The 26,528-nt window shown below is 71.3% G+C and carries 31 protein-coding genes; 24 read left to right on the top strand and 7 right to left on the bottom strand.

Going from position 1 to position 26,528, the window contains the following annotated elements; translation table 11 throughout:
* Positions 1 to 37: 37 nt before the first annotated feature.
* From EUA93_RS20400 to EUA93_RS20390, 3 genes are read right to left on the bottom strand one after another with little or no spacing between them, the layout of a single operon-like run.
* Positions 38 to 964: a COX15/CtaA family protein gene (locus EUA93_RS20400; protein ID WP_242497547.1), complete on the bottom strand. Its 927-nt coding sequence runs from the start codon at positions 962 to 964 to the stop codon at positions 38 to 40.
* Positions 964 to 1,749, bottom strand: coding sequence for an ABC transporter permease (locus EUA93_RS20395; RefSeq protein ID WP_129402175.1), 786 nt, complete (start codon positions 1,747 to 1,749; stop codon positions 964 to 966). Before EUA93_RS20395 ends, EUA93_RS20400 begins: the two co-directional genes overlap by 1 nt.
* Positions 1,746 to 2,684 (bottom strand): ABC transporter ATP-binding protein, encoded by a 939-nt coding sequence (locus EUA93_RS20390; protein ID WP_242497546.1) that lies wholly within the window; start codon positions 2,682 to 2,684, stop codon positions 1,746 to 1,748. Before EUA93_RS20390 ends, EUA93_RS20395 begins: the two co-directional genes overlap by 4 nt.
* Before the next feature lie 148 nt (positions 2,685 to 2,832).
* Here EUA93_RS20390 and EUA93_RS20385 point away from each other — a divergent pair, with 148 nt between their 5' ends.
* The 16 genes from EUA93_RS20385 to EUA93_RS20315 all read left to right on the top strand — a co-directional run bounded on the left by EUA93_RS20385 (position 2,833) and on the right by EUA93_RS20315 (position 15,603).
* Entirely contained in the window at positions 2,833 to 3,528 is a 696-nt protein-coding gene (locus EUA93_RS20385) for a helix-turn-helix transcriptional regulator (RefSeq protein ID WP_129402174.1), read from the top strand.
* Positions 3,525 to 4,943, top strand: coding sequence for a Fe-S cluster assembly protein SufB (gene sufB, locus EUA93_RS20380; protein ID WP_129402173.1), 1,419 nt, complete (start codon positions 3,525 to 3,527; stop codon positions 4,941 to 4,943). Before EUA93_RS20385 ends, sufB begins: the two co-directional genes overlap by 4 nt.
* 46 nt (positions 4,944 to 4,989) lie before the next feature.
* Positions 4,990 to 6,174: a Fe-S cluster assembly protein SufD gene (sufD, locus tag EUA93_RS20375; protein ID WP_129402172.1), complete on the top strand. Its 1,185-nt coding sequence runs from the start codon at positions 4,990 to 4,992 to the stop codon at positions 6,172 to 6,174.
* On the top strand, positions 6,171 to 6,521 hold the full coding sequence (locus EUA93_RS20370) for a non-heme iron oxygenase ferredoxin subunit (protein WP_129402171.1): 351 nt from the start codon (positions 6,171 to 6,173) through the stop codon (positions 6,519 to 6,521). The genes sufD and EUA93_RS20370 overlap by 4 nt, the downstream gene beginning before the upstream one ends.
* Positions 6,518 to 7,282, top strand: coding sequence for a Fe-S cluster assembly ATPase SufC (gene sufC, locus EUA93_RS20365; protein ID WP_129402170.1), 765 nt, complete (start codon positions 6,518 to 6,520; stop codon positions 7,280 to 7,282). Before EUA93_RS20370 ends, sufC begins: the two co-directional genes overlap by 4 nt.
* A 58-nt stretch (positions 7,283 to 7,340) precedes the next feature.
* The gene (locus EUA93_RS20360; protein ID WP_129402169.1) at positions 7,341 to 8,579 is read left to right on the top strand and encodes a cysteine desulfurase; all 1,239 of its coding nucleotides are present in this window, start codon (positions 7,341 to 7,343) and stop codon (positions 8,577 to 8,579) included.
* Positions 8,576 to 9,028, top strand: coding sequence for a Fe-S cluster assembly sulfur transfer protein SufU (gene sufU, locus EUA93_RS20355; RefSeq protein WP_129402168.1), 453 nt, complete (start codon positions 8,576 to 8,578; stop codon positions 9,026 to 9,028). Before EUA93_RS20360 ends, sufU begins: the two co-directional genes overlap by 4 nt.
* On the top strand, positions 9,028 to 9,396 hold the full coding sequence (locus tag EUA93_RS20350; protein WP_129402167.1) for a metal-sulfur cluster assembly factor: 369 nt from the start codon (positions 9,028 to 9,030) through the stop codon (positions 9,394 to 9,396). Before sufU ends, EUA93_RS20350 begins: the two co-directional genes overlap by 1 nt.
* A 93-nt stretch (positions 9,397 to 9,489) precedes the next feature.
* Positions 9,490 to 9,663: a hypothetical protein gene (locus EUA93_RS21705; protein ID WP_165355248.1), complete on the top strand. Its 174-nt coding sequence runs from the start codon at positions 9,490 to 9,492 to the stop codon at positions 9,661 to 9,663.
* A 49-nt stretch (positions 9,664 to 9,712) separates the two neighbouring features.
* The gene (locus EUA93_RS20345) at positions 9,713 to 10,495 is read left to right on the top strand and encodes an aminoglycoside adenylyltransferase domain-containing protein (RefSeq protein WP_207208878.1); all 783 of its coding nucleotides are present in this window, start codon (positions 9,713 to 9,715) and stop codon (positions 10,493 to 10,495) included.
* A 46-nt stretch (positions 10,496 to 10,541) separates the two neighbouring features.
* Complete coding sequence (locus EUA93_RS20340; protein WP_129402166.1) at positions 10,542 to 10,940, top strand: ASCH domain-containing protein; 399 nt, start codon at positions 10,542 to 10,544, stop codon at positions 10,938 to 10,940.
* Positions 10,941 to 10,983: 43 nt separating this feature from the next.
* Positions 10,984 to 11,529: an NYN domain-containing protein gene (locus tag EUA93_RS20335; RefSeq protein WP_129402165.1), complete on the top strand. Its 546-nt coding sequence runs from the start codon at positions 10,984 to 10,986 to the stop codon at positions 11,527 to 11,529.
* A 14-nt stretch (positions 11,530 to 11,543) separates the two neighbouring features.
* Positions 11,544 to 12,149: an acVLRF1 family peptidyl-tRNA hydrolase gene (locus EUA93_RS20330; protein ID WP_129402164.1), complete on the top strand. Its 606-nt coding sequence runs from the start codon at positions 11,544 to 11,546 to the stop codon at positions 12,147 to 12,149.
* 76 nt (positions 12,150 to 12,225) lie between these two features.
* Positions 12,226 to 13,116: an ABC transporter ATP-binding protein gene (locus EUA93_RS20325; RefSeq protein ID WP_129402163.1), complete on the top strand. Its 891-nt coding sequence runs from the start codon at positions 12,226 to 12,228 to the stop codon at positions 13,114 to 13,116.
* On the top strand, positions 13,113 to 14,678 hold the full coding sequence (locus EUA93_RS20320; protein ID WP_207208877.1) for an ABC transporter permease: 1,566 nt from the start codon (positions 13,113 to 13,115) through the stop codon (positions 14,676 to 14,678). Before EUA93_RS20325 ends, EUA93_RS20320 begins: the two co-directional genes overlap by 4 nt.
* A gap of 10 nt (positions 14,679 to 14,688) precedes the next feature.
* Positions 14,689 to 15,603 (top strand): phosphotransferase, encoded by a 915-nt coding sequence (locus EUA93_RS20315; RefSeq protein ID WP_129402162.1) that lies wholly within the window; start codon positions 14,689 to 14,691, stop codon positions 15,601 to 15,603.
* Between the two features lie 13 nt (positions 15,604 to 15,616).
* On the opposite strand, the gene ypfJ is transcribed toward EUA93_RS20315, so the two are convergent.
* The gene (gene ypfJ, locus EUA93_RS20310) at positions 15,617 to 16,570 is read right to left on the bottom strand and encodes a KPN_02809 family neutral zinc metallopeptidase (RefSeq protein WP_129402161.1); all 954 of its coding nucleotides are present in this window, start codon (positions 16,568 to 16,570) and stop codon (positions 15,617 to 15,619) included.
* A 110-nt stretch (positions 16,571 to 16,680) separates the two neighbouring features.
* Between ypfJ and EUA93_RS20305 the strand changes: the two genes are divergently transcribed.
* From EUA93_RS20305 to EUA93_RS20290, 4 genes are all read left to right on the top strand, one after another.
* Complete coding sequence (locus tag EUA93_RS20305; RefSeq protein ID WP_129402160.1) at positions 16,681 to 18,279, top strand: ABC-F family ATP-binding cassette domain-containing protein; 1,599 nt, start codon at positions 16,681 to 16,683, stop codon at positions 18,277 to 18,279.
* Positions 18,280 to 18,307: 28 nt separating this feature from the next.
* On the top strand, positions 18,308 to 19,090 hold the full coding sequence (locus EUA93_RS20300; RefSeq protein ID WP_129402159.1) for an enoyl-CoA hydratase/isomerase family protein: 783 nt from the start codon (positions 18,308 to 18,310) through the stop codon (positions 19,088 to 19,090).
* A gap of 83 nt (positions 19,091 to 19,173) precedes the next feature.
* A complete protein-coding gene (locus tag EUA93_RS20295; protein ID WP_129402158.1) occupies positions 19,174 to 21,051 on the top strand; it encodes an ABC transporter ATP-binding protein in 1,878 nt (625 codons plus the stop codon).
* Positions 21,052 to 21,088: 37 nt separating this feature from the next.
* Complete coding sequence (locus EUA93_RS20290; RefSeq protein ID WP_129402157.1) at positions 21,089 to 21,859, top strand: SDR family oxidoreductase; 771 nt, start codon at positions 21,089 to 21,091, stop codon at positions 21,857 to 21,859.
* Here EUA93_RS20290 and EUA93_RS20285 read toward each other — a convergent pair.
* Positions 21,803 to 22,765, bottom strand: a complete 963-nt coding sequence (locus tag EUA93_RS20285) for an SURF1 family cytochrome oxidase biogenesis protein (RefSeq protein WP_242497556.1) — start codon at positions 22,763 to 22,765, stop codon at positions 21,803 to 21,805. The two genes, EUA93_RS20290 and EUA93_RS20285, sit on opposite strands and share 57 nt — an antisense overlap.
* 70 nt (positions 22,766 to 22,835) lie before the next feature.
* On the opposite strand from EUA93_RS20285, the gene moaA reads away from it, so the two are divergent.
* The gene (gene moaA, locus EUA93_RS20280; RefSeq protein WP_129402249.1) at positions 22,836 to 23,822 is read left to right on the top strand and encodes a GTP 3',8-cyclase MoaA; all 987 of its coding nucleotides are present in this window, start codon (positions 22,836 to 22,838) and stop codon (positions 23,820 to 23,822) included.
* Positions 23,823 to 23,959: 137 nt separating this feature from the next.
* Here moaA and EUA93_RS20275 read toward each other — a convergent pair whose 3' ends face one another.
* Positions 23,960 to 24,166, bottom strand: coding sequence for an acetone carboxylase (locus EUA93_RS20275; RefSeq protein WP_129402155.1), 207 nt, complete (start codon positions 24,164 to 24,166; stop codon positions 23,960 to 23,962).
* Positions 24,167 to 24,346: 180 nt separating this feature from the next.
* On the bottom strand, positions 24,347 to 24,640 hold the full coding sequence (locus EUA93_RS20270) for a DUF3099 domain-containing protein (RefSeq protein ID WP_129402154.1): 294 nt from the start codon (positions 24,638 to 24,640) through the stop codon (positions 24,347 to 24,349).
* 76 nt (positions 24,641 to 24,716) lie between these two features.
* Here EUA93_RS20270 and EUA93_RS20265 point away from each other — a divergent pair, with 76 nt between their 5' ends.
* Genes EUA93_RS20265 through fabI form a run of 3 tightly spaced genes read left to right on the top strand, consistent with a single transcriptional unit; the run spans position 24,717 to position 26,508 of the window.
* Entirely contained in the window at positions 24,717 to 24,929 is a 213-nt protein-coding gene (locus EUA93_RS20265) for a dodecin (RefSeq protein ID WP_129402153.1), read from the top strand.
* 42 nt (positions 24,930 to 24,971) lie between these two features.
* Positions 24,972 to 25,694 carry a 3-oxoacyl-[acyl-carrier-protein] reductase gene (gene fabG, locus EUA93_RS20260; protein ID WP_129402152.1) on the top strand — a complete coding sequence of 241 codons (723 nt, stop codon included), beginning with the start codon at positions 24,972 to 24,974 and terminating at the stop codon, positions 25,692 to 25,694.
* Positions 25,695 to 25,737: 43 nt separating this feature from the next.
* Positions 25,738 to 26,508, top strand: coding sequence for an enoyl-ACP reductase FabI (fabI, locus tag EUA93_RS20255; protein WP_129402151.1), 771 nt, complete (start codon positions 25,738 to 25,740; stop codon positions 26,506 to 26,508).
* The last annotated feature ends 20 nt before the right edge of the window (positions 26,509 to 26,528 follow it).

Below are 26,528 nucleotides of genomic sequence, written 5' to 3'. Positions count from 1 at the left end.
GGGTGCCATCTGGACAGAGGTCCCTTGGGAGGGAGCCTCAGGGCAGGCGGGTCGCAGCGTGGGGCTGCGGCTCGCCTCCCGGCGTGGGTTCGTTCGCCGCGTGGTGCGGCAGGACGGCGAGCGCGATCCGCGCCAGTCCGGCCGCGAGCAGCCCGGCGCCGAGCATGTGCAGCGCGACGAGGGTGACCGGCAGGTCCAGGCTGTACTGCACCCACCCGAGCACGCCCTGCAGCAGCTCGATGACCAGCACCAGCGAGGCGACGGTCGCCAGCCACCGGTGGCCGCCGCGCAGCGCCACGACCAGCAGCGCGATCGTCAGCGCCACCAGCGCGTAGACGGCGTACGCGTGCAGGTGGGACACGGTGGAGGGGTCCAGCCCGTTGCGCGGTGACTCGGTGTCGCCCGCGTGCGGTCCGGCGCCGGTCACCACGGTGCCGAGGTAGAGCACGACCCAGCCGGCGACCAGCGTCGCCCAGGCCAGGACGCGGGGCACCCGGGGCGCCGCCTCGCGATCGGGGCTCCGGAGCTCGTCGAGCAGGCCCACGCAGACCATGACCATCGCCATCGACAGCAGGAAGTGGCCCGAGACGATCCACGGGTTCAGGTCGGTGAGCACGGTGATGCCGCCGATGACCGCCTGCAGCGGGATGCCGAGGCCGACGACGAGCGAGAGGCGGGTGGCCCGGCGATGGCCGGCGCCCAGCGCGGCGAGGAAGCAGGCGATCGCCACTGCGGTGAGGGCGAAGGTGAGCATCCGGTTGCCGAACTCGATGGCTCCGTGGACCCCGAGCTCGCCGTGCGGGACGTAGGACTCGTCGGTGCAGCGCGGCCAGGTCGGGCAGCCGAGGCCGGAGCCGGTGAGCCGGACGGCACCGCCGGTGACGACGATGCCGATGTTCGCGACGAGGTTCGCCACGGCGAGGGGCCAGAGGTACGGCGCGAGCCGGGAGAGCAGCGTGTTCATCATTCCCACTTGAAGGTCCGGGCGGTGAGGACGGTGCCGGCGACGGCCCAGAGCGCCAGCACGAGGAGCGAACGCCCGTCGATCGTGGCGTCCACGAGTGCGGCGCGCATCGCCTCGCCCAGGGCTCCGGAGGGCAGCCACTCGATGACCGACGACGCGCCACCGTAGGTGGTGGTCGGGAGCACGACGCCGCCCCCTGCCATCAGCAGGAGGTAGACGAGGTTGGCCAGGGCCAGTGTGGCCTCGGCCCGCAGCACACCTGCGACGAACAGGCCGAGGGCCGCGAACGCCGCCGTGCCGAGGGCGACGGCGAGGACCAGCCCGGCCACGGATCGCGGCGGGTGGGTGAGGCTCGGCTCCCAGCCGAGGGCGAGGCCCGCCACGACGAGGACCACGAGCTGGAGGGCGACGACGTTGAGGAGGGCGAGGACCTTGCCCATCAGGAGCCCGCTGCGCGGCAGGGGCGAGGACCCGAGCAGCTTGATCACGCCGTAGCGGCGCTCGAAGCCCGTGGCGATCGCGACCGACGTGAACGACGTCGACATGACCGCGAGCGCCAGCACCCCGGGGCTGAGGATGTCGACCGCCCGGTGGCCGTCGAGGTCGATGCCGATGCGGTCCGCGCCGACCACGCCGCCGACCAGCACGATCACGGGGATCACGATCGCGAGCAGCAGCTGCTCGCCGTTGCGCAGCATCAGCCGCGCCTCCATGCGCGACTGCGCGAGCACCATCCGGGCCGTCGATGCTCCTGCCGGTGCCGGTGCGAAGGTCCCGGCGCTCATGAGGCCAGCTCCCGCCCGGTGAGCTCGAGGAAGACGTCCTCGAGGGTGCGCTGGCCGAGGTTCAGGGTCTGGGGCAGCACGTCGTGCAGCTCGCACCACCGCGAGACCAGCCCGAGCGTGGCGGAGTCGGCCGGGCCGTGGATCAGCATGCTGACCTCGTCGAGCTGGCGGACCTCGGCGCCGGCACCGAGGTCGGCGCGCAGGGACTCGGGCGCGCCCTCGGGGAACGGCCGGTTGACGACGAGGCGGATGGTGGCCGAGCGGCCGTCCCGGGTGAGCTCGGCAGGAGTTCCGCTGACGATCACGCGGCCGCGGTCGATGATGTGGATCCGGTCGGCGAGGTGCTCGGCCTCGTCCATGTGGTGGGTGGTGAGCACGACGGTGACCCCGTCGGCGCGGATCTCCTCCAGCAGCTCCCAGGTCGTGCGCCGTGCCTGCGGGTCCATGCCGGCGGTCGGCTCGTCGACGAAGACCAGCTCCGGTCGCCCGACGAGCGCGATGGCCAGGCCGAGCCGCTGCTTCTGCCCACCCGACAGCCGGCGGTAGGGCGTGCGTCCGCAGTCGGCGAGCCCGAGGCGGTCGCTCAGCATCGCCGTGTCGAGCGGTCGGGCGTGCAGGGAGGCCATGTGGTCGAGCATCTCGGCGGCGCGCACGCCGCTCCACGCACCGCCGGACTGCAGCATCACACCGATCCGGGGCAGGAGGTCGGCACGGTCCTTCTGCGGGTCGAGTCCGAGCACGCGGACAGTGCCCCGCTGCGGCACGCGGTAGCCCTCGCAGGTCTCCAGCGTGGTGGTCTTGCCGGCACCGTTGGGGCCGAGGACGGCGGTGACCGACCCGCGCGCCACCTCGAGGCTGAGACCGTCGACGGCGACCTTGTCGCCGTACGCCATCACCAGGCCGTCGATCTCGACAGCGGGGGAGGGTGGTGGCACACGGACCAGTCTAGGGAGGGGCCTGCTGCGGTTCGGCCGCGGTGTCGACGAGACGCTGGTCACGCGGGGCCTCTCGCAGCGCCGTGGCCGGGGTCACTTAGGTTTGCCTTGCTTGAAGCGTGAACTGCAATAACGTCACACTGTCGTTGTGGAATTCACCAGGGCGGCCGCGACTCCTGACGGAGACGCGCCCACGCGCGAGCGTGTGGCCCGCACGATCCTGGAGAACGGACCCTCCACGGCCGCCGACCTGGCCGGCTGTCTCGACCTCACGCCGGCCGCCGTACGCCGCCACCTCGACCACCTCACGCTCGAGGGCGTCGTGGAGTCGCGCGAGCAGAAGGTCTACGGCGCCCGCGGTCGCGGCCGCCCCGCGAAGGTCTTCGCCCTGACCGAGTCCGGTCGCGACAGCTTCGACCAGCAGTACGACGACCTGGCCGTCCAGGCGATGCGGTTCCTGGCCGAGACGCAGGGCGAGGAGGCGGTGGTCGAGTTCGCCCGCCGCCGCGTCGCGTTCGTCGAGCGCGACTACGCCGCCGTGATGGCCCTCGACCCCGACCTGACCCCGGCCGAGGCACTGGCGAAGGTCTTCACCCAGAACGGCTACGCGGCCTCGGTGCGCGACCTGCCGGCAGCGAACGGGCAGAGCGTCGGGGAGCAGCTGTGCCAGCAGCACTGCCCGGTCTCCCACGTCGCCCACGAGTTCCCGCAGCTGTGCGAGGCCGAGACCGAGGCGATCGCCACCGTGCTCGGCACCCACGTCCAACGACTCGCGACCATCGCCCACGGCGATGGCGTCTGCACCACGTGCATCCCCCAGACCCCGAAGAAGGAGAAGGCATGACCTCCATCGAAGAACTCAACCCGTCGCTCAAGGGCATCGGCAACTACGAGTTCGGCTGGTCCGACTCCGACGACGCTGGCGCCACCGCGACGCGCGGCCTCAACGAGGACGTCGTGCGAGACATCTCCGGCAAGAAGTCCGAGCCGCAGTGGATGCTCGACCTGCGCCTCAAGGGCCTGAAGCTCTTCCACCGCAAGCCCATGCCGACCTGGGGCTCGGACCTGTCGACGATCGACTTCGACAACATCAAGTACTTCGTGCGCTCCAGCGAGAAGCAGGCTGCCTCGTGGGAGGACCTGCCCGAGGACATCAAGAACACCTACGACAAGCTCGGCATCCCCGAGGCGGAGAAGCAGCGCCTCGTCGCCGGCGTCGCCGCGCAGTACGAGTCCGAGGTCGTCTACCACTCGATCCGCGAGGACCTCGAGGAGAAGGGCGTCATCTTCGTCGACACCGACACCGCGCTGAAGGAGCACGAGGACCTCTTCAAGGAGTACTTCGGCACCGTCATCCCGGTCGGCGACAACAAGTTCTCCGCGCTCAACACCTCGGTGTGGTCGGGCGGCTCGTTCATCTACGTCCCCAAGGGCGTCCACGTCGACATCCCGCTGCAGGCCTACTTCCGGATCAACACCGAGAACATGGGTCAGTTCGAGCGGACGCTGATCATCGCCGACGAGGACTCCTACGTGCACTACGTCGAGGGATGCACGGCGCCGATCTACTCCTCGGACTCCCTGCACTCCGCCGTGGTCGAGATCATCGTGAAGAAGGGCGCCCGCGTCCGCTACACGACGATCCAGAACTGGTCCAACAACGTCTACAACCTCGTCACCAAGCGCGCGACCTGCGAGGCCGGCGCGACGATGGAGTGGGTCGACGGCAACATCGGCTCCAAGGTCACCATGAAGTACCCCGCCATCTACCTCATGGGCGAGCACGCCAAGGGCGAGACCCTGTCGATCGCGTTCGCCGGCGAGGGCCAGCACCAGGACGCCGGCGCCAAGATGGTGCACGCCGCGCCGTACACCTCGTCGTCGATCCTGAGCAAGTCGGTCGCGCGCGGCGGTGGCCGTACGTCGTACCGCGGGCTGATCCAGGTCAACGAGGGTGCGCACGGCTCGAAGTCCAACGTGCTGTGCGACGCGCTCCTGGTCGACCAGATCTCGCGCTCGGACACCTACCCCTACGTCGACATCCGCGAGGACGACGTGTCGATGGGCCACGAGGCCTCGGTCTCGAAGGTCTCCGACGACCAGCTCTTCTACCTCATGTCGCGCGGCATGGAGCAGGACGAGGCGATGGCGATGATCGTGCGCGGCTTCGTCGAGCCGATCGCGAAGGAGCTCCCGATGGAGTACGCCCTCGAGCTGAACCGGCTCATCGAGCTGCAGATGGAAGGCGCCGTCGGCTGATCCCGGCCGCCCGCCCGACCGACGTACGAACGTAGAGAGAAGATCCTTGACCGTCACCGAATCCGTCCGCTCTGCCCTGGAGCAGGGCAAGGTCGAGAGCCACCTCAACCCGGTGGGCTCCTTCGACGTCGCCGACCACCCCGTGCCCACCGGGCGCGAGGAGATCTGGCGCTTCACCCCGCTCAAGCGACTGCGGGGCCTGCACGGCGACGCGCCGTTCAACCGGAGCACGACCTCGTGCACCTGGACCGCGCCCGAGGGCGTCCGCGTCGAGGGGGTCGACGTCGCGGCCGAGCCGTGGATGCGCGGCCTCGCCGGCTGGATGCCCAACACCCGGTTCGCCGCACGCGTGATGGCCGAGGTCCCGTCGTCCCTGCTCGTGGACGTGCCGGCCGACCTGGAGGTCGCCGAGCCCATCGTGATCTCGCTCAAGGGCGAGGACGCCACGAACACCGAGGCCGGTCACGTGGCCATGCGCTTCGGTGCGCACAGCAAGGCGATCGTGGTCCTCAACCACGAGGGTTCCTCCTCGATCGCGGCGGTCGTCGAGATCGCCGTCGGTGACGGCGCCGACGTCACCGTCGTGTCGATCCAGGACTGGGCCGACGACGCCGTCCACCTCGCGCACCACCAGGCGCGGGTCGGGCGCGACGCCTCCTACAAGCACGCCGCGATCTCCTTCGGCGGCGACGTGGTGCGCATGGACGCCAACGTCACCTACGACGGCCCCGGCGGCTCCGCCGAGCTGCTCGGCCTCTACTTCGCCGACGCCGGCCAGCACATCGAGCACCGCCTCTTCGCCGACCACAACGCCCCGCAGACCAAGAGCCACGTGGTCTACAAGGGTGCGCTGCAGGGCGAGGGCGCCCACACGGTCTGGATCGGCAACGTGCTGATCCGCAAGGTCGCCGAGGGCATCGAGACCTACGAGGAGAACCGCAACCTCGTGCTCACCGACGGCTGTCGCGCCGACTCGGTCCCGAACCTCGAGATCGAGACCGGCGAGATCGCCGGTGCCGGCCACGCGTCGACGACCGCCCGCTTCGACGACGAGCAGCTGTTCTACCTGCAGTCGCGCGGCATCTCCGAGGCCGAGGCCCAGCGCCTGGTCGTGCACGGCTTCTTCAACGACCTCATCCGCAAGGTCGGCGTGCCCTCCATCGAGGACCGGCTGCTGACCACGGTCGAGGCCGAGCTCGCCAAGAACGTGCTGAAGGAGATCGCTGGATGAGCTTCGAGCGCGCCTGCGCCCTGGACGAGGTGAGGCCCGACGAGGGGCTCGCCGTGACCCTGGGTCGCTACGAGATCGTCGTGGCGCGCGACGGCGACGAGGTCTTCGCGCTCGAGAACGAGTGCAGCCACGCTGCGGTCGCGCTCAGCGAGGGCGAGGTCGCCGAGTGCCAGATCGAGTGCTGGCTGCACGGGTCGATGTTCGACCTGCGCACCGGCAAGCCCACCAACCTCCCGGCGACCCAGCCCGTCGCCACCTTCGGCGTCGAAGTGCGCGCCAACCCCGACGGCACGAGTGACGTGTACGTCGACACCGAGACCACCCTGAACGGAGTCACCCCCGCATGAGCAAGCTCGTCATCACCGACCTGCACGTCACCGTCGAGACCGAGGACGGCCCCAAGGAGATCCTCAAGGGCGTCACCCTCACCATCAACGACGGTGAGACGCACGCCATCATGGGCCCCAACGGCTCCGGCAAGTCGACGCTCGCCTACTCGATCGCCGGCCACCCCAAGTACACGATCACCGGCGGCTCGGTGACCCTCGACGGCCAGGACGTCCTCGCCCTCAGCGTCGACGAGCGCGCCCGCGCCGGCCTGTTCCTCGCCATGCAGTACCCCGTCGAGGTCCCCGGCGTCTCGGTGTCGAACTTCCTGCGCACGGCCAAGACCGCGATCGACGGCGAGGCCCCCAAGCTGCGCACGTGGGTCAAGGACGTCAACGCCGCCCTGGAGCAGCTCAACCTCGACCCGACCTTCGGCACGCGCAGCGTCAACGAGGGCTTCTCCGGCGGGGAGAAGAAGCGCCACGAGATCGCCCAGCTCGAGCTGCTCGACCCCAAGGTCGCCGTGCTCGACGAGACCGACTCCGGCCTCGACATCGACGCGCTCAAGGTCGTCTCCGAGGGCGTCAACCGCTTCCGCGCCCGCGAGGGCAAGGGTGTCCTGCTGATCACCCACTACACCCGCATCCTGCGCTACATCGAGCCCGACTTCGTCCACGTCTTCGTCGACGGCAAGGTCGCCGAGTCCGGCTCGAAGGACCTCGCCGAGGAGCTCGAGGCCAACGGCTACGACCGCTTCCTGACGAAGCCCGCCCACGCCTGAGCCACACGCCCTGTCCGCACACCGTCCAGCACCGCCTGCACACCGAAGGGAGACCACGATGGAAGGACTGCTTCCGGATCTCGACGTGATCCGCAAGGACTTCCCGATCCTCGAGCGCACGCTCGCGGGCGGAGCTCCGCTGGTCTACCTCGACAGCGCCAACACCTCGCAGAAGCCCCAGGTCGTCATCGACACGATGGTCGACCAGCTCGAGCGGCACAACGCCAACATCGCGCGCGCCATGCACCAGCTCGGCGCCGAGTCGACCGAGGCCTACGAGTCGGCGCGTGACAAGGTCGCGGCCTTCCTCAACGCGCCCTCGCGCAACGAGGTGGTCTTCACCAAGAACGCCACCGAGGCGCTGAACCTGCTGGCCCGCACGATCGACCTCGGTCCCGGCGACAACGTCGTGATCACCGAGATGGAGCACCACTCCAACATCGTGTCGTGGCAGCTCGCCTGCGAGCGCTCCGGCGCCGAGCTGCGGTGGTTCGGCCTGACCGACGACGGGCAGCTCGACCTCTCGAACGCCGACCAGCTCGTCGACGAGCACACCAAGGTCGTCGCGTTCACGTGGGTCTCCAACATGCTCGGCACGATCAACCCGGTCGCCGACCTGGCCGCCCGGGCGCGGGCCCTCGGCGCGGTCTCCGTCGTCGACGCCTCGCAGGCCGCGCCCCAGCTGCCGGTCGACGTCCAGGCGGTCGGGTGCGACTTCCTGGTCTTCACCGGCCACAAGGTCTGCGGCCCGACGGGCATCGGCGTGCTGTGGGGCCGCGAGGAGCTCCTCAACGAGCTGCCGCCCTTCCACGGTGGCGGCGAGATGATCGAGACCGTGACCATGGCGCGGTCGACGTACGCCCTCGCGCCGCACCGCTTCGAGGCGGGCACCCCGCCGATCGTCGAGGCGATCGGCCTCGGCTGCGCCGTCGACTACCTCGGCCACATCGGGCTCGACGCGATCCACGCGCACGAGCAGGCGATCACGGCGTACGCCCTCGAGGGCCTGCAGACCGTGCCCGGCGTGACCGTGCTCGGCCCGCTCGACGCGGCCCAGCGCGGCGGCGCGATCTCCTTCGAGCTCGACGGCGTGCACCCGCACGACATCGCCCAGGTCCTCGACTCGCGCGGCGTCGCCGTCCGGGCCGGGCACCACTGCGCCAAGCCGGCGCACGCGCGCTTCGGGGTGCAGAGCTCGACCCGGATGTCGTCCTACCTCTACACGACGCCTGCGGAGATCGACGCGCTGGTCGAGGCGCTGCACCACACCCGCAGCTACTTCAAGGTGGACCGATGAGCACCGACCTCGACGCGCTCTACCAGGAGATCATCCTGGACCACTACAAGAACCCGCACCACAAGGGCCTGCGCGATCCCTTCGAGTCCGAGGTGCACCACGTCAACCCGACGTGTGGCGACGAGGTCACGCTCCGCGTGCACCTCACGGACGGGGTCGTGCAGGACGTGTCCTACGACTCCGTGGGCTGCTCCATCTCCCAGGCGTCGGCCTCGGTGCTGACCGACCTCGTGATCGGCAAGCCGGTCGGCGAGGCGATGGAGATCCACCAGTCCTTCCTCGAGCTCATGCAGGGCAAGGGGCAGGTCCAGCCCGACGAGGACGTCCTCGAGGACGGCATCGCGTTCGCCGGTGTCGCCAAGTTCCCCGCGCGCGTGAAGTGCGCGTTGCTCTCCTGGATGGCGTGGAAGGACGCGACCACCCAGGCCCAGACCGAAGGAGCCTCTTGATGAGCGAGATCGACCACAGCGACCTGCCCGACGTCCCGGAGGCCGGCGGAGCCGTCTCGACGGTCACCGTCGACGAGGTCACCGAGGCGATGAAGGACGTCGTCGACCCCGAGCTCGGGATCAACGTCGTCGACCTCGGCCTGGTCTACGGCGTGCACCTCGACGAGCACAGCAACGCCGTGCTCGACATGACGCTCACGTCGGCGGCGTGCCCGTTGACCGACGTGATCACCGACCAGACGGTGTCCGCCCTCGAGGGACTGGTCGGGGACGTCGCGATCAACTGGGTCTGGATGCCGCCGTGGGGCCCCGACAAGATCACCGAGGACGGCCGCGAGCAGCTGCGCGCCCTCGGCTTCAACGTCTGAGGTGACGCCGGCCCGGCCGGCATGACCGATGTCATGACGGAAGGGTGAGAGGTGGCATGCGCGTCTCGCGTGCCCGGACGCGACGCTCGAGGCATGAACCGACGCACGCTCTCCTTCATCGCCCTGGCCATCACGATGTTCTACGGGGTGGGCTTCGTGGTCATCCCCGAGGACGGCCGGAGCGGCTACGCCGTCATCGGTGCGCTCGTCGTCGCGCTGGCATGGATCGCGTCCGGCCGCTTCGGCAAGCCCGACCGTCAGGCGTGACCCGCGATATTGCGTGGCACGGCCCTGCGTGAGGGCGCACACTCCATCCGTGCTGAACCCCCACCCGACGCGTTTCGCCGAGCTCAACGGCGTGCTGCACGACCTCGTCACCGAGGCGCAGGCGGCGTTGGGTGACGCGTTCGTCGGCGCCTACCTCCAGGGATCCTTCGCCCTCGGCGCGGGAGACCTCCACAGCGACTGCGACTTCCTCGTCGTCGTGCGCCACCGACCCGATCCCGGGCAGGAGGCTGCGTTGCGTGCGCTGCACCACGACCTCCCGCACCGGGACGGGGCCTGGAACCGGCACCTCGAGGGGTCCTACGCCGTCGCCGCCGACCTGCGCACCACCGAGGGCCTTGGCCGCGAGTGGCTCTACGTCGACCACGGGGCGGACGAGATGGCGTGGTCGACGCACTGCAACCAGGCGTGGACCCGCTGGATCCTCCGCGAGCACGGCATCACGCTCGCGGGCCCGTGCCCGGTGGAGCTGCTGGACCCGGTGCCCGAGGACGTCCTGCGTGACGCTGCCCGGGCCGGCCTCGACACCCTCGCCGACGACGTCCACGGCTGGTGCCCACCGACGATCGCGTGGTGCCAGCGCTACCTCGTCATCCAGGCCAGTCGCAGCCTCTACACCGTCCGCACCGCCGAGGTGGCCAGCAAGCGCGACGCCCTGCGCTGGGCGATGATGCACGCCGACCCGCGGTGGCGCCCGCTGCTGCAGCAGGTGCTCGCCGACCGGGAGCTGGGCTGGGACCCGGACGCCCCTCCGCGGCCCGGCTCGCTCGACGCGGCGCGGGACTTCGCGGCGTACGTCGCTGGGATCGCCTGAGCCTGCGGGGCCGGGCGCGTTGGGCAGCGGAGGCTAGGGTCCAGCCATGGAACCCGACGTCGATCCCAGCACCGTCGAGATCAACGACGTCGAGTTCGACCACGAGGAGCTGCGCGTCTTCTGGGACCTCGCCCGCTACCACGCCAAGCTCAACGCGGCGCCGACCTACTTCGGCCCGACGACGCTGGAGTCCGTGCCGCCTCCGGCCTGGGCGTTCGGTGACTCGGCCGAGGAGTCCGACGCCTTCGTCGAGCACGTCCTGGACGACGAGAAGGGCAGCACGACCGCCACGGTCGCCGACTACGGCGACGAGCTGCCCGAGACCGGCGTGCTCTCGATCCTGTGCGACGGCTCCGGGGCTCCGCGTGCGCTGCTCGAGGTGACCGACGTCGCGGTCTCCGGCGACGAGGTCGTCGAGTCGTTCAAGGTCGTCTACCAGCCCTGAGGTCCGGCCCGTGCCACGGACGGGGGTGTGGGAGAGTCCTCGCATGGCCGAGCGGATGACCTACCTCCTCGTCGACGGGGAGAACATCGACGCGACCCTGGGCACCTCGATCCTCGGCCGGCGCCCCCGGCCCGAGGAGCGGCCCCGGTGGGACCGTCTCCTCGAGTGGGCCGAGCGGGCCTTCGACCAGGACGTCACCGGCCTGTTCTTCCTCGCCGCCACGACCGAGCTCCCGACCAGCTTCGTCCAGGCCCTGCTGGCGATCGGCTTCAAGCCGATCCCGCTGAGCGGTGAGGGCAAGATCGTCGACATCGCCATCCAGCGCACGGCCGAGGCGTTGGTCGACCGCGAGGCCGACGTCGTGCTGGTCAGCCACGACGGCGACTTCGTCGACCAGGTCTCCGCACTGGCCGACGGCAGCCGCCAGGTCGGCATCATCGGCTTCACCGAGTTCGTCAACGCGCAGTTCCGCAGCCTGCCCGGCGTGCGGATCTTCGACCTCGAGTACGACCTCGGCGCCTTCAACTCCGCCCTGCCGCGCACGCGCGTCATCCCGATCGACGAGTTCGACCCGCTCGACTTCCTCTGACCTCGAGCTGTTTCGTGCCTGCCGTCCTCGTCCCCGCCGCCCGGTGGGAGAAGTGGGTCGACAACTTCTCCTCCGGCCACGACGGGTCGACCCTCGCCGTCGTCGAGGGTGGGCTCAGCGGGACGGCGGCGGACGGCTCGCGCTTCGCGGCGCGCCTGCCGTTCGGGACGGCGTACGACGGCCCGGCTGACCCGGGTGCCTTCGCGACGGCCGCCGTGGCACCGGACCGGTGGGGCGTGCTGCTGGTCCGCAAGGGGGGCTTCGCGGTCGCCCGGCTCGGTGGCACCGACCTCGTCGAGCACAAGATCGGGCAGCGCCACGTGCAGGGTCGCACCAAGGCCGGTGGCCAGAGCCAGCAACGTTTCGCCCGACGCAGGGACAACCAGGCGCGCCAGGCCTACGAGGCCGCTGCCGACCACGCCGCGCGGATCCTGGCCGGCGTACGCATCGTCTCCACCGGCGGCGACCACGCGGCCGTCGACGCGGTGCTCGCCGACACCCGCCTCGCGCACGTCTCGGTCGTCGAGCCGTGGCTCGCGGTCCCGGACCCGCGGCGGGCGGTGCTCGACCGGGCCATCGTCGACACGCAGGCCATCCGGGTGGACGTCGTCAACGCCTGACGTCGTGAGGATCCCGGTGCGAACCGCCGGTTCCCACCACGTCGGCGGTCCGGCACCCGGGCGTAACTTGGGAGCCGTGAGCAACGCGATCGAGGTGCGCGGCCTCGTCAAGGAGTACGGCGCGGCGCGCGCGCTCGACGGCCTCGACCTCGAGGTGGCGGCGGGGGAGGTGCACGGCTTCCTCGGGCCCAACGGTGCCGGCAAGTCGACCACGATCCGCGTGCTGCTCGGCCTGCTGCGCATCACGAGCGGGACGGCCGCGGTGTTCGGGCTCGACCCGTGGCGTGACTCGACGGACATCCACCGACGACTGGCCTACGTCCCCGGGGACGTCAGCGTGTGGCCGAACCTGTCGGGCGGCGAGACGATCGACCTGCTGCTGCGGATGCGTGGCCTCGACCCGCGCGCCACCCGGCGCGACGAGCTGCTCGAGCGCTTCGAGCTCGACCCGACGAAGAAGGGTCGGGCCTACAGCAAGGGCAACCGGCAGAAGGTGGCGCTGGTGGCGGCGTTCGCCGCACCGACCGACCTGCTCGTCCTCGACGAGCCCACGTCCGGCCTCGACCCGTTGATGGAGCAGGTCTTCAACGAGTGCCTGGCCGAGCACAAGGCCGAGGGCACCACCGTGCTGCTGTCGAGCCACATCCTCAGCGAGGTCGAGCGCCTCGCCGACCGGGTCACGATCATCCGCAACGGCCGTGCGGTCGAGTCCGGCACCCTCGCCGACCTCCGGCACCTGCGACGCAACCGCGTGCGAGCAGAGGTGTCGGGCCCGGTCCCCGACCTGGCCGGGCTCGAGGGCGTCCACGACGTCGAGGTCGACGGCCGGGTCGTCACCGCCTCCGTCGACCCCGCCGGCCTCCCGCTCCTGCTGAGGGCGATCGACGGTGCCGGTGTGATCGCGCTGACCAGCACCCCGCCGACCCTCGAGGAGCTCTTCCTCGACGCCTACCGGGGCACGTCGTGAGGCAGCGCCTGCGGGGCACCGGACTGCTGCTGCGGTTCGCCCTGCGGCGCGACCGGGTGCTCCTGCCCGCCTGGATCCTGCTCCTCACTGCGATGGTGGTCGCCAGTGCCGCCGCGACCGGCCCGCTCTACGACACGGAGGCGGCCCAGGTCGCCGCCGCCGAGGCACTCAACGCCAGCCCCGCGATCGTCGCGCTCTACGGCCCGGTCCTCGACACCTCGAGCCTGGGCGAGCTCTCGATGACGAAGCTCACCGTGCTCTACGCCGTGTTCGTCGCGTTCATGTCCGTGGTCGTCGTACGACGCCACACGCGCGTCGAGGAGGAGAGCGGTCGCGCCGAGCTGGTCGGCGCCACCGCCGTCGGCCCGGACGCCCAGGTGGCCGCAGCGCTCGTCGAGGCCGCGCTCGCGTCGGTGCTGCTCGGGATCCTCGCGGCCGCGGGCGACATCGCGTGCGGGCTGCCCGTCGCGGGCTCGGTCCTCTTCGGCGCCTCGTGGACCGGCATCGGTATCGTCGGTGCCGGGATCGCGGTGCTCGCCGCCCAGGTGTCCAGCAGCGCCCGCACCGTCGGCTTCGTGGCGTCCGGCGCGATCGGCGTCCTCTACCTGGTGCGCGCGGTCGGAGACACGACCGCGCAGTGGCTGTCGTGGCTGACGCCCTTCGGCTGGGGCACCCAGCTCAGCGCCTGGCACGAGCCACGGGTCTGGCTGCTGGCCGGCTACCCGGTCGTCGCGCTCGCGTTGACCGCGGCTGCGCTGGCCCTCCGTGCGCGCCGCGACCTCGGCGCCGGCATCCTCGCCGACCGGGCCGGACCGGCCCGGGGCTCCGCGCGGCTGCGTGACGCCATGGCGCTGGTGTGGCGCCAGCAGGGCACCGCGCTCGGCGGGTGGACGGTCGGCATCGCCGCCATCGGGGTCCTGATGGGGTCGATCGTGCCCAGCATCGGCGACCTGCTCGACCAGGACTCGACGCGACCGATCATCGAGTCGATGGGCGGGGTCGGTGCGCTGCAGGACTCGCTGGTCGTCGCGCTTGCCTCGATCGTCGCCGTCGTGATCGCCTGCTTCGGCATCTCCGCGGTGACCCGCGCAGCGGGGGACGAGCACGACGGCCGCACCGAGACGGTGCTGGCCACCGCGACCTCGCGTGCGGCCGTGCTGGTGGCCGTTGCCAGCGCGTCGCTGGTCGGCAGCACCTGGCTGCTGGTGGTGTCGGGCGCCGCCACCGCGCTCGGCCGCGGCGATGGCCTCGCACCCGTCGGCGCGGCGCTCGCCCAGGCTCCTGCGGTCTGGGTCGTCCTCGGCGTCGCCCTGCTCCTGCTGTCGGTGCGCAGCCGCTGGGCCGTCGCCGGCTGGGCGGTGCTGGCGGCGTGCGTGACGCTGGGCCAGGTCGGCGCCTCGCTCGACCTGCCCGGGTGGCTGCTGGGCGTCTCGCCGTTCCACCACGTCCCGAAGTACCCGGCCGAGGCCTTCACCTGGGCACCCGAGGTCACCATGGCGCTGCTCGCCACGCTGCTCGTCGTCACGGCGGAGCGCCGCTACCGGGGCCGCGACATCGGCTAGCGTCACGCCCATGTGGCAACCCGAGCCGGGATGGCAGCCCCTCCCGGGCGCCGGCCCGGCCACCGTCGGTGTCTGGTCGTCGAGCCACCGGGGCCGCGACGTCGTGGTCAAGCGGCTGCGCCGTCCCGACCCGCACGACGCGCCGAGCGCGTTGCTCCCGCGCGACGTGAACTACTGGCGCCGTGCCGCAGACGTCGCCCTCAGCGGGGTCGTCGCGGCGGCACCCGGACTGCGGGAGGCACCCGTCGTGCGGGTCGAGGAGGACGAGGAGGGCATCACCCTCGTGCACGAGCGGGTCGAGCTCCACGAAGCACCGGGGCTGTGGCTGGCCGCGTGCCTCGGCCGCTTCGCCGCGACCGACCTCGGCGAGCACGGCTGGCTCGCCCGCGACCAGCTCCGCAGCCGGCTCGCCCTGGTCGAGCGGCGCGGCGGGTGGCGACTGCTCGCGCGCACGCCGATGGCCGACATCGCCGACCACCTCTGGTCGCACCGATCGGTCTGGCTCGACCGCAGCGACTCCCTCCCGCAGGTCGCCCAGCACGGCGACCCGTCGGCCGCCAACATCCCCGGTCGCCACGATGGTCCGGAGGGCGGGGGAGCGGTGGCGATCGACTGGGCACACCTCGGTCGCGGTCCGGTCGGGGCCGACCTCGGCTACCTCTCGCTCGCGACCCGCGAGGAGATCGACCCCCTCGTGGAGGCGTACGTCGCCGCCCTCCCGCCCGGCGTCGCCACCACCGAGCAGGTGCTCACCGGCGCTCGCGTGATGGCCGTCTTCACCGCGCTCACCCGGCTCGACTGGGCGCTCGCGCGCGTCGCCGACGGCGAGGGCGCGCTGGCCGGCAAGTTCCGCCACCCCAGCGTGGCGCCGTACATCTACGCCATGCAGCGGCAGGTCGCCCACATCGAGGCGCTGCTCGGCTGAGCGGCCGGGGCCGTCAGAGCGTCGAGGCGGAGAAGGTGTCGCAGGCGGCGAGGGTGCCCTGCTCGTAGCCGGTGCTGAACCACTTCATCCGCTGGGCGGACGAGCCGTGGGTCCAGCCCTCCGGGTTCACCCGCTGGCCGCCGGCCTGCTGGATGCGGTCGTCACCGACCGTCTTGGCCGCGTCGAGCGCCTCCTCGATGTCGCCCTGGTCGAGCTCGAGGAAGATCCCGTCGCCGCCGCTGGCGGCCTTCGTCCACATCCCGGCGTAGCAGTCGGCCTGCAGCTCGAGGCGTACGGCGTCGGAGTCGGGGCCCTGCTGGGTCTTGACCCGGCTCATCGTGCCGAGCAGGTTCTGGATGTGGTGGCCGTACTCGTGGCCCAGGACGTAGGGCTCGACGAAGTCGCCGCCCTCGCCGCCGAGCTGGTTCTCCAGCACGTCCTCGAAGAACGTCGTGTCGAGGTAGACCTGCTGGTCGGCCGGGCAGTAGAAGGGGCCGACCTGCGAGGTGGCCTGGCCGCAACCGGTCGAGATGGCACCGCTGAACGTGATGATCTGGGCGGGCGTGAACTGCGTGTCGCCCTGCTCGGGCAGCGTCGTGGCCCAGTAGTCCTCCAGCGACAGCGCGACGGCCTTGCGGGCGCAGTCGACGTCGGTCTCGGCGTCGGCGCCGGTCTTGCAGTTGGCGTAGCGGTCGCTGTCCTGCGAGAGCCCGGCCGGGTTGCCCGACTGGCCCTGGGGGTCGACGCCGGTCCCGCCGCCGCTGCCGCCGGTGAGCCCGCCCCCGCCCGTGCACTGGGTCAGCAGCACGAACAGGACGACGATGACGATGCCGCCGATGCCGCCACCGGCCCGCATCCCGCCGGGGATCGGCACCCGCATCCCGCCGCCGGACATCCCGCCGCCGCCCCGACCGCCAGCGTCGGAGACCCTGCCCTTGCTGATGTCGGCCTTCGGGTTGAAGCGCATGGTCGTGCCTTTCGGGCGGTCATGACGGTGAGTGCGAACCTCTGCGCAGAGTAGCGCTGAAGCCGCCGATGGGGCTCGCACGGCCACCCCTTCGTAGGATGTCGCCCGAGATGATCAACGCCCAGAAGCTCGAGGTCCGAGCCGGCGCGCGGCTCCTCATGGAGGACGTCACCTTCCGCATCGCCTCCGGCGACAAGGTGGGCCTCGTGGGGCGCAACGGTGCCGGCAAGACGACGCTCACCCGCATCCTCGCCGGCGAGGGCCAGCCCGCGTCCGGGCAGGTGATCCGCGCCGGCGAGATCGGCTACCTGCCGCAGGACCCGCGGGTCGGCGACCCCGAGGTGCTCGCGCGCGACCGGATCCTGTCCGCCCGCGGCCTCGACGAGGTCGTACGACGCCTGCGCCAGGCCGAGGTCGACATGGCCAGCGAGGACCAGAAGGTCCACGAGCGCGGCATGCGCCGGTGGGCCAACGCCGACGCCGAGCTGCACGCCGGTGGTGGCTACGCCGCCGAGTCGGAGGCTGCGCAGATGGCGGCCGCCCTCGGCATCGAGGAGCGCATCCTCGCCCAGCCGATCGGCACCCTGTCCGGTGGCCAGCGCCGCCGCGTCGAGCTCGCCCGGATCCTCTTCTCCGGCGCCGAGATCATGCTCCTCGACGAGCCGACCAACCACCTCGACGCCGACTCCATCATCTGGCTGCGCGACTTCCTCAAGGCGCACAAGGGCGGCTTCGTGGTGATCAGCCACGACAACGCCCTGCTCGAGGCGACGGTCAACAAGGTCTTCCACCTCGACGCCAACCGTGCCGTCATCGACGTCTACAACATGGGCTGGCACAACTACCTCACCCAGCGCGAGGACGACGAGAAGCGCCGCAAGCGCGAGCGGATGAACGCCGAGAACAAGGCGAAGGCACTCACCGACCAGGCCAACAAGATGCGGGCCAAGGCGACCAAGGCGACGGCCGCGCAGTCGATGCTCAAGCGCGCCGAGAAGATGATGGCCGGCATCGAGACCGAGCGCGCCGCCGACAAGGTCGCCCGGATCGCCTTCCCCGAGCCCGCGCCCTGCGGCAAGACCCCGCTCATGGGCTCGGAGCTGTCGAAGTCCTACGGCTCGCTCGAGGTCTTCACGGCCGTCGACCTCGCGATCGACCGGGGGAGCCGGGTGGTCATCCTGGGCCTCAACGGCGCCGGCAAGACGACGATGCTGCGGATCCTGGCGGGCGTCGACCAGCCCGACACCGGCGAGGTCGTCCCGGGCTTCGGGCTCAAGATGGGCTACTACGCCCAGGAGCACGAGACCCTCGACGTCAACCGCACCGTCCTGGAGAACATGCACAGCGCCGCGCCCGAGCTCACCGACACCCAGGCGCGCTCGGTGCTCGGCTCGTTCCTCTTCTCCGGGGACGACGCGCACAAGCCGGCCGGCGTGCTGTCCGGTGGCGAGAAGACCCGCCTGGCGCTGGCGATCCTGGTCGTCTCGAGCGCCAACGTGCTGCTGCTGGACGAGCCCACCAACAACCTCGACCCCGCCTCGCGCGAGGAGGTCCTCCACGCGATCCGCAGCTACACCGGGGCGATCATCCTGGTCACCCACGACGAGGGTGCGGTCCGTGCGCTCGACCCCGACCGGGTGCTGCTCCTGCCCGACGGTGACGAGGACCTCTGGAACGAGGACTACGCCGACCTGGTGTCCCTCGCCTGAGGTTACTGACGAGTAGTAGCCTCGGGGCATGACTCCCGAAGACCTCGCCGCGGTCGGCCTGCGCCTCGACCTCGACGGCCCGATCGCGACCGTGACGCTCGATCGGCCCGAGGTGCGAAACGCCCAGACGCCGGCCATGTGGATCGCCCTGGGCGAGCTCGGCCGCTCGCTTCCCGACGACGTCCGGGTCGTCGTGGTGACGGGGGAGGGCGGGACCTTCTCCGCCGGTCTCGACCGGGCGATGCTCGACCCCGGCACCGCGGGCCAGGAGAGCGTCGTCGGGCTGCTCACGCTCGGCGACGACGAGGCCTCGGCCCGCATCGACGCCTTCCAGCAGGGCTTCACCTGGCTGCGGGACCCCCGGTTCGTCTCGATCGCCAAGGTCCGCGGCCACGCCATCGGCGCCGGCTTCCAGCTCGCGCTGTCGTGCGACCTGCGCATCGTCTGCGACGACGTGAAGCTCTCCATGAAGGAGTCGGCGCTCGGCCTGGTCCCCGACCTCACCGGCACCAAGCCGCTCGTCGAGCACGTCGGCTACGCCCGTGCGCTGGAGATCTGTGCGACCGCGCGCGTGGTCGGTGCCGAGGAGGCCGTCCGCATCGGCCTCGCCCAGGCGTCGTACGCCCCGGCCGACCTCGACGCAGCGGTCGCCGAGCTGGCCGCTGCACTCCTGGCCCCGATGCCGGGTGTGGTGAGCGAGACCAAGGCGCTGCTGCAGGGCGCCGCCGAGCGCGACCTCGACAAGCAGCGCCGCCTCGAGCGGGAGGCGCAGGTACGCCGCTTCCGCGCGCTCGCCGAGGCGCTGGGCTGACCTCCCGGCCACCGCCGCTGTCGGTGGTCCGAGGAACAATGTGCTCCGGTCGCGGGTTGTGACCAGCGGACGAAGGAGAGCGGATGTCGATGGGCCCGGGTGCCGGCGGACCGCCGTGGCGGTTCCTCCGCAGCGACCGGAGCGTGGTCGACAACAAGATCGAGCGCCAGACCGTGCGTCGGGTGCTCGGATTCGCCCGGCCGCACCGCCGGCTGATCGCGGGGTTCCTGGCCATCACGGTCGTCGACGCCGGCCTCGTCGTCGTGCCTCCCCTGCTGCTCAAGGCGATCATCGACGACGCCGTGAGCGGTGGTGACCTCTCGCTCGTCGTCTGGCTCGCGGCGCTCGTCGCGGTGGTCGCGGTCGTCGATGCCGGCTTCGGGCTGATCACCGGCTGGCTGTCGAGCCGGATCGGGGAGGGCCTGATCTACGACCTCCGCACGCAGGTCTTCGCCCACGTCCAGCGGCAGTCGCTGGCGTTCTTCACCCGCACGCAGACCGGGGCGCTGGTCTCTCGGCTCAACAACGACGTCATCGGCGCCCAGCGCGCCTTCACCTCGACGCTGCAGGGCACGGTCTCCAACATCATCGCCGCCATCGTCGTCGGCGTGACGATGCTGTTCCTGAGCTGGCCGGTGACGCTGCTGTGCGTGGCGCTCTTCCCGATCCTGCTGATCGCCTCGCGCGTCGTGTCGCACAAGCTGGCCGACCTCTCGCGCCAGCAGATGGACGGCAACGCCGACCTCGGCAACGCGATGACCGAGCGGTTCAACGTCGGTGGCGCGATGCTGCTCAAGCTCTTCGGCCGCCGCGACGTCGAGGACGCGACCTACGCCCGGAAGGCCGCGGTCGTCCGCGACCTCGGCATCCGGATCTCCCTGCTCACCCGCGTCTTCTTCGCCGCGATGACGCTGGTGCCCCAGCTCGCCACCGCGCTGGTCTACGGCATCGGCGGCTGGCTCGCGATCCGCGGCGACCTCTCCGTCGGCACGATCGTCGCGCTCGGCGTTCTGCTCACCCGTCTGCTCGGCCCCTTGCAGGGGCTGTCCAACGTCCGGATCGACGTGATGACCGCGCTCGTGAGCTTCGACCGCGTCTTCGAGGTCCTCGACCTGCCCTCGCTGATCCAGGAGAAGCCCGCCGCCGTCGAGCTGCCCCGCACGGCGTCGAGGCTCGAGTTCGACCACGTCGCGTTCACCTACCCGCGCGCCGACCAGATCTCGTTGGCCTCGCTCGAGACCGTCGCCCGCAAGGAGTCCGGCGACAGCGGCCAGGTCCTCCACGACGTCTCCTTCACCGCCGAGCCGGGCCAGATGGTCGCGCTCGTCGGCCCGTCCGGCGCCGGCAAGACCACGGTCACCCACCTCGTCGCGCGGCTCTACGACGTCGAGTCCGGCGCCGTGCGCGTCGACGGCCACGACGTGCGCGACGTGACGCTCCAGTCGCTCGAGGACGCGGTCGGCTACGTCACCCAGGACGCCCACATGTTCCACGACACGATCCGGGCCAACCTGCTCTACGCACGCCCCGAGGCAGGCGACGACGAGATCTGGGCCGCGCTCGAGGCGGCGCAGATCGCGCACCTGGTGCGCGTGCTGCGCGACGGCCTCGACACCGTCGTCGGCGATCGCGGCTACCGGCTCAGCGGGGGAGAGCGCCAACGCCTCGCGATCGCCCGGCTCCTGCTCAAGGCGCCGTCCATCGTCGTGCTCGACGAGGCCACCGCCCACCTCGACAGCGAGTCCGAGGCGGCCGTCCAGGGTGCGCTCGACGCCGCCCTCGAGGGACGGACGTCGCTGGTGATCGCGCACCGGCTCTCCACGGTCCGCAACGCCGACCTGATCCTCGTCCTCGACGACGGCCGGGTCGTCCAGTCCGGCACCCATGCCGACCTCCTCGCCGCCGGCGGGCTCTACGCCACGCTCCACGCCACGCAGTTCCGTGAGGCCCCGGTCGGCTGACCGGTCCCCGGGCGTCCGGCGCGCCTAGGCTGGTCGCATGGACCTGCAGCTGGCCGACCGCGTCTTCATCGTCACCGGGGGAGCCCGAGGACTCGGCAGGGCGAGCGCCGACGTGCTGGTCGCCGAGGGCGCGCGGGTGGTGCTGTCGGGGCGCTCGCAGGAGTCGCTCGACGACGCGGTCGCCGCCCTCGACGACGCGGCCGGACGCCACGCCGCCGTCGCGGTCGCCGTCGACAACTCCGACCGCGAGGCCCCGGCGCGGCTGCTCGCCGCTGCTGACGAGGCGTGGGGTCGGATCGACGGTGCCCTGATCAGCGTCGGCGGTCCGCCGAAGGGGCCGGTCACGAGCATCACCGACGAGCAGTGGACCACCGCCTTCGAGTCGGTCTTCCTCGGCGCCGTGCGCCTCGCCCGCGAGGTCGGTACGGCGCTGCCCTCCGGGGGCGCGCTCGGGCTGGTCCTCTCCTCCAGCGTCCGGTCCCCGTTGCCGGAGATGGCGATCTCCAACGGGCTGCGACCGGGCCTCGCCATGGTCGCCAAGACCCTGGCCGACGAGCTGGGCCCCCGCGGCGTGCGCGTCAACGGGCTCCTGCCCGGGCGGATCGCCACGGAGCGGGTGTCCGAGCTGGACGCCTCGACCGGCGACCCGGAGGCGGCGCGACGCGCCGCCGAGGCGACGATCCCGCTCGGTCGCTACGGCGAGCCGGAGGAGTTCGGCTCGGTGGCGGCGTTCGTCATGTCGCCAGTGGCGTCATTCCTGACGGGCGTGATGCTCCCGGTCGACGGGGGCCTGCTGCGGGCCCTGTGAGCCCTGTGGGCCCGGTGCGCCCGAGCCGGCGGCCGGGGGCTCGTCGTCCCAGTCCTCGCCCCGGTCGAGACGCTCGCGCCAGGTCTTGCGCCGTGGCCTCGGAGCGGCAGCCTTCGCGGGCGCTGCGGGTCCCGGTGCGGGCCTGTCGGCCGGGCGGGGTGCCTGGCGGTCGCTGCCGGCCCACGGACCGCGACCACCGCGCATCTCGTCGACGATGAGGAAGAAGAAGCCGAAGATCGCGAGCGCGCCGAAGAACCACCACTGCAGGCCGTAGAAGAAGTGCGGTCCGTTGTCGAGCTCCGGCAGCTCGACGGGCAGCAGGGCCTGGGCCGGCTCCGGTGACTCGCTGCGCAGGTCGACCCAGCCTCCGAGCACCTCGCGGTCGAGGGCGTCGCCGATCTCGTCGCTGTTGACCGCACGGGTCGACTTCCCGGACACCTGCGTGCTGTCGCCCTCGGCGTCCTGGCGCACCCAGCCGGTCACGGTGACCTCACCGCTCGGAGGGGCAGGCACGTCGGCCGACGTGGCACCGCGGTTGTCGGTGGCGTACCACCCGCGGTCGACCAGCAGGCTGGTCCCGTCGGTGAGCTCGAGCGGGACGACGACGTCGACGCCGGCCTCGCCCTCACGGGTGCGGTAGCGGACGATCACCGTGTCGTCGACGGCGTACGTCCCGGTGGCCTCGACGATCCGCCACTGGTCGTCACGCGTGACGGGACGGCCGGGCGTGAGGACGTCGGTGACCGGGTCGGCGCCGGCCTTCTCGTTGCGCTCGATGATCGAGTTGAGCTGCTTGCGGTCGTCGAGCCGGTGGAACTGCCACTCACCGAGCCGCCAGGCGACCCAGGCGAGGAAGACGACGACGAGTGCGAAGACGATCCAGCGGCGTGAGACGAGGAACCGCATCTTGTGCACCAGCCGAGGTTATCCGTCGCCGCCTGAGCCCTAGACGGGGCCTCGCTAGACTCGGTGGGTGATGACACCTCTGGCAGACCGCTTCGGCCGCGTGGCGACGGACCTGCGTGTCTCCCTCACCGACCGGTGCAACCTGCGGTGCAGCTACTGCATGCCGGCGGAGGGCCTCGACTGGCTCCCGACCGAGCAGACGCTCACCGACGACGAGGTCGTCCGGCTGGTCACGATCGGCGTCGAGCAGCTGGGCATCCGCGAGGTGCGATTCACCGGCGGCGAGCCGCTCCTGCGCCGCGGGCTCGTCGACATCGTGGGCCGCACCCACGCCCTCGGCGTCGAGACGTCGCTGACCACCAACGGCCTCGGCCTCCAGCGCACCTCGCAGGCCCTGGCCGACGCCGGGCTCGACCGGATCAACGCCAGCCTCGACACGATCCGCCCCGAGACGTTCGCGACGATCACCCGCCGCGACCGGTTCGCCGACGTCGTCGCCGGGCTGGAGGCGGCCAAGGCGGCCGGGCTCGGCCCGATCAAGATCAACGCCGTGCTGCTGCGCGGCGTCAACGACGACCAGGCGCCCGAGCTGCTGCGCTGGAGCATCGAGCACGGCTACGAGCTGCGCTTCATCGAGCAGATGCCGCTCGACGCCCAGCACGACTGGAGCCGGGCCGCGATGGTCACCGCGGACGAGATCTTCGAGTCCCTGTCGGCCGAGTTCGCGCTGACGCCCCACTCCGAGCCGCGGGGGAGCGCACCGGCGGAGCTCTTCGCGGTCGACGGCGGGTCCGCGACCGTCGGCATCATCGCCTCGGTCACCCGCCCGTTCTGCGGCGACTGCGACCGGGTCCGGCTCACCGCCGATGGCCAGGTCCGCAACTGCCTGTTCGCCCGGGACGAGTCGGACCTCCGCACGGCGCTGCGCGCCGGGGCCAGCGACGCCGTCATCGCCGAGCGCTGGGTCGTCGCGATGCGCGGCAAGGCCGCCGGCCACGGGATCGACGACGTGACCTTCCTCCAGCCCGATCGCCCGATGTCCGCGATCGGCGGCTGAACAGTCGCCTCCGAGGAACGAGGAGGAGACGTGGGTGAAGCCGGATTGAGCAAGCGACGCGGCTGAGGAACGAAGCCGCACGAGCGCGACGAAATGGCCTCAGCGCTGACGGTGGACCGCTCTCGATCGGTACGACGTCAGGCCGGCGTGTGCGCCACGACGTCCTTCAGGAACCCGCGGGCGCCGAGGAAGTCGCTGAGCGACTGGCGGTGCTCGTCGCACGCGAGCCACGACTTGCGGCGCTCGGGGGTGTGGATCTTCGGGTTGTTCCACCGGAGGTCCCACACGGCGTCGGCCTGGCAACCCTTGGCCGAGCAGATCTCGCGGTCGATCTCGGGCTGCATCGGTGGCACCTCCAGGAGCGGGGCGGCGGGAACGAGAAGAGGTGCCGGACAGCCACGGGGGGAAGCTGTCCGGCACCTCAGGCGCGTGACGCAGACGGGGGATGCTGCGCTCGCGTCAGCGATCATGGCATGGCGCTCGTTCAAAACCAAACTTTAGATTGAGCCGTGTCGAGCAGGCAATCAGCGCTCGTCCGGGTCGCTCGCCGTCAGTTCATGGGTGCCGGGCGAGTCCGGGAGGGTGAATCCGTCGTCGCGCTGGTCGGTGGCGTTGGCGATGACCACGGCGAAGAGCGGCAGGAAGACGGCACCGGCGATGAGGAGCCACATCACGATCCCGGATCCCACGATCACCGCCGCCAGGAAGCAGACGAGCCGGATCGACATGGACCACGCATAGCGGCGCTTGCGCAGCTTCATGTCGTCTGCGGCGCTGCTGCGCGCCGTGGTGATGCGAACGGCGTCGGGCTGGGCCATGTCCCCGAGTCTACGTCGCTAGGCTCCACAATCCACGGGCCGCGTCAGGCCCCCAGCCACGCGTCCAGGAGGAACCATGACCAACCGCACCTATCGCGTCACCGAGATCGTCGGCACGTCGCCCGACGGCATCGACGAGGCCATCCGCAACGGGATCGAGCGGGCCGGCAAGACGCTGCGCCACATCGACTGGTTCGAGGTCACCCAGGTCCGGGGCCAGGCCAAGGACGGCCAGGTCGAGCACTTCCAGGTCGGCATGAAGGTCGGGTTCCGCCTCGAGGACGAGTGAGCAGTTTCGGCGTACCGCGCGGTAATCACTAGCGTCGGGCTCGTGAGCGACAACCCCACCACCCCCAGGTCCGTACTCGTCACCGGCGGCAACCGCGGCATCGGTCGCGCCATCGCCGAGGCGTTCATCGCCCAGGGCGACAAGGTGGCCGTCACGACCCGCAACGGCGGGGCGCCGGAGGGTGCGCTCGACGTGCGCTGCGACATCACCGACCCCGACGCGGTCGAGGCGGCGTTCAAGCAGGTCGAGGAGGCCCACGGACCGGTCGAGGTGCTGGTGGCCAACGCCGGCATCACCAAGGACACGCTGCTGCTCCGGATGAGCGAGGACGACTGGTCCTCAGTCATCGACACCAACCTCACCGGCACCTTCCGGCTCGCCAAGCGCGCAGCCAAGGGGATGCTGCGCCTGCGCCGCGGCCGGATCATCCTGATCTCCTCGGTGGTCGGCCTGCTGGGCTCGGCCGGGCAGGTCAACTACGCCGCCTCCAAGGCCGGTCTCGTCGGCATGGCCCGCTCGCTCGCCCGCGAGCTCGGCAGCCGCTCGATCACCACCAACGTGGTCTCGCCGGGCTTCGTCGAGACCGACATGACCGACGTCCTCACCGACGACCAGAAGGACGCGATCAAGGGGCAGGTCCCGCTCGGGCGCTACGCCTCCACCGCCGAGGTCGCCTCGGCCGTCACCTGGCTCGCCTCCGACGGCGCCGCCTACGTCACCGGGGCCGTGATCCCGGTCGACGGCGGCCTCGGCATGGGCCACTGACCCACCTCCTGACTTCCGACCGCACAGCGAAGGGACACACACCATGGGAATCCTCGACGGCAAGCGCATCCTCGTCGCCGGTGTCACGATGGACAGCTCGATCGGTTTCGCGACCGCCCGCGTCGCCCAGGAGCAGGGCGCCACGGTGCTGATCTCCAACTTCGGCCGCGCACTCGGCATCACCCGGCGGATCGCCAAGCGGCTGCCGCAGGAGCCGCCGGTGCTCGAGCTCGACGTGACGGACGAGGCGCACCTCGCCGGCCTCGCCGACCAGGTGCGCGAGCACGTCGACGGCCTCGACGGTGTCGTCCACTCCATCGCCTACGGCAACCCCGAGACGCTGCTCGGCGGCAAGTTCATGGACGGCCCGTGGGAGGACGTGGCGCAGGCCGTGCAGGTGTCGGCGTACTCCCTGAAGTCGCTGGCCGTCGCGACGCGGCCGCTGCTCTCGCGCGGCAGCTCGATCGTCGGCCTCACGTTCGACGCGACCACCGCGTGGCCGGCGTACGACTGGATGGGCGTGGCCAAGGCCGCGCTGGAGAACACCTCGCGCTACGTCGCGCGCGACCTGGGTCCCGAGGGGATCCGCTGCAACCTGGTCTCGGCCGGTCCGCTGAAGACCCTGGCTGCGAAGGCGATCCCCGGCTTCGAGGAGCTCGAGACGTCGTGGAAGGACCGCGCGCCCCTGGGGTGGGACGAGTCGGACCACACCCCGACCGCCCAGGCCGTATGCGCCCTGCTGAGCGACTTCTTCCCGGCCACCACCGGGGAGATCGTCCACGTCGACGGCGGCTTCCACGCCATGGGGCTGTAGCCCGGGTCCAGGTCTTCGGT

The sequence above is a fragment of the Nocardioides oleivorans genome (genome assembly GCF_004137255.1).
GTDB classification, from domain to species: Bacteria; Actinomycetota; Actinomycetes; order Propionibacteriales; family Nocardioidaceae; genus Nocardioides; species Nocardioides oleivorans.
Note: the sequence above shows the minus strand (reverse complement) of the source record. Positions and strands in the feature narration are given on the sequence as shown.

Coding starts and splice junctions, on each gene's coding strand:
- EUA93_RS20400 (WP_242497547.1), bottom strand. CDS start 964: ATGAACACGCTGCTCTCCCGGCTCGCGCCGTACCTCTGGCCCCTCGCC.
- EUA93_RS20395 (WP_129402175.1), bottom strand. CDS start 1,749: ATGAGCGCCGGGACCTTCGCACCGGCACCGGCAGGAGCATCGACGGCC.
- sufB (WP_129402173.1), top strand. CDS start 3,525: ATGACCTCCATCGAAGAACTCAACCCGTCGCTCAAGGGCATCGGCAAC.
- EUA93_RS20370 (WP_129402171.1), top strand. CDS start 6,171: ATGAGCTTCGAGCGCGCCTGCGCCCTGGACGAGGTGAGGCCCGACGAG.
- sufC (WP_129402170.1), top strand. CDS start 6,518: ATGAGCAAGCTCGTCATCACCGACCTGCACGTCACCGTCGAGACCGAG.
- EUA93_RS20360 (WP_129402169.1), top strand. CDS start 7,341: ATGGAAGGACTGCTTCCGGATCTCGACGTGATCCGCAAGGACTTCCCG.
- sufU (WP_129402168.1), top strand. CDS start 8,576: ATGAGCACCGACCTCGACGCGCTCTACCAGGAGATCATCCTGGACCAC.
- EUA93_RS20350 (WP_129402167.1), top strand. CDS start 9,028: ATGAGCGAGATCGACCACAGCGACCTGCCCGACGTCCCGGAGGCCGGC.
- EUA93_RS21705 (WP_165355248.1), top strand. CDS start 9,490: ATGAACCGACGCACGCTCTCCTTCATCGCCCTGGCCATCACGATGTTC.
- EUA93_RS20340 (WP_129402166.1), top strand. CDS start 10,542: ATGGAACCCGACGTCGATCCCAGCACCGTCGAGATCAACGACGTCGAG.
- EUA93_RS20335 (WP_129402165.1), top strand. CDS start 10,984: ATGGCCGAGCGGATGACCTACCTCCTCGTCGACGGGGAGAACATCGAC.
- EUA93_RS20315 (WP_129402162.1), top strand. CDS start 14,689: ATGTGGCAACCCGAGCCGGGATGGCAGCCCCTCCCGGGCGCCGGCCCG.
- ypfJ (WP_129402161.1), bottom strand. CDS start 16,570: ATGCGCTTCAACCCGAAGGCCGACATCAGCAAGGGCAGGGTCTCCGAC.
- EUA93_RS20305 (WP_129402160.1), top strand. CDS start 16,681: ATGATCAACGCCCAGAAGCTCGAGGTCCGAGCCGGCGCGCGGCTCCTC.
- EUA93_RS20300 (WP_129402159.1), top strand. CDS start 18,308: ATGACTCCCGAAGACCTCGCCGCGGTCGGCCTGCGCCTCGACCTCGAC.
- EUA93_RS20295 (WP_129402158.1), top strand. CDS start 19,174: ATGTCGATGGGCCCGGGTGCCGGCGGACCGCCGTGGCGGTTCCTCCGC.
- EUA93_RS20290 (WP_129402157.1), top strand. CDS start 21,089: ATGGACCTGCAGCTGGCCGACCGCGTCTTCATCGTCACCGGGGGAGCC.
- EUA93_RS20285 (WP_242497556.1), bottom strand. CDS start 22,765: ATGCGGTTCCTCGTCTCACGCCGCTGGATCGTCTTCGCACTCGTCGTC.
- moaA (WP_129402249.1), top strand. CDS start 22,836: ATGACACCTCTGGCAGACCGCTTCGGCCGCGTGGCGACGGACCTGCGT.
- EUA93_RS20275 (WP_129402155.1), bottom strand. CDS start 24,166: ATGCAGCCCGAGATCGACCGCGAGATCTGCTCGGCCAAGGGTTGCCAG.
- EUA93_RS20270 (WP_129402154.1), bottom strand. CDS start 24,640: ATGGCCCAGCCCGACGCCGTTCGCATCACCACGGCGCGCAGCAGCGCC.
- EUA93_RS20265 (WP_129402153.1), top strand. CDS start 24,717: ATGACCAACCGCACCTATCGCGTCACCGAGATCGTCGGCACGTCGCCC.
- fabI (WP_129402151.1), top strand. CDS start 25,738: ATGGGAATCCTCGACGGCAAGCGCATCCTCGTCGCCGGTGTCACGATG.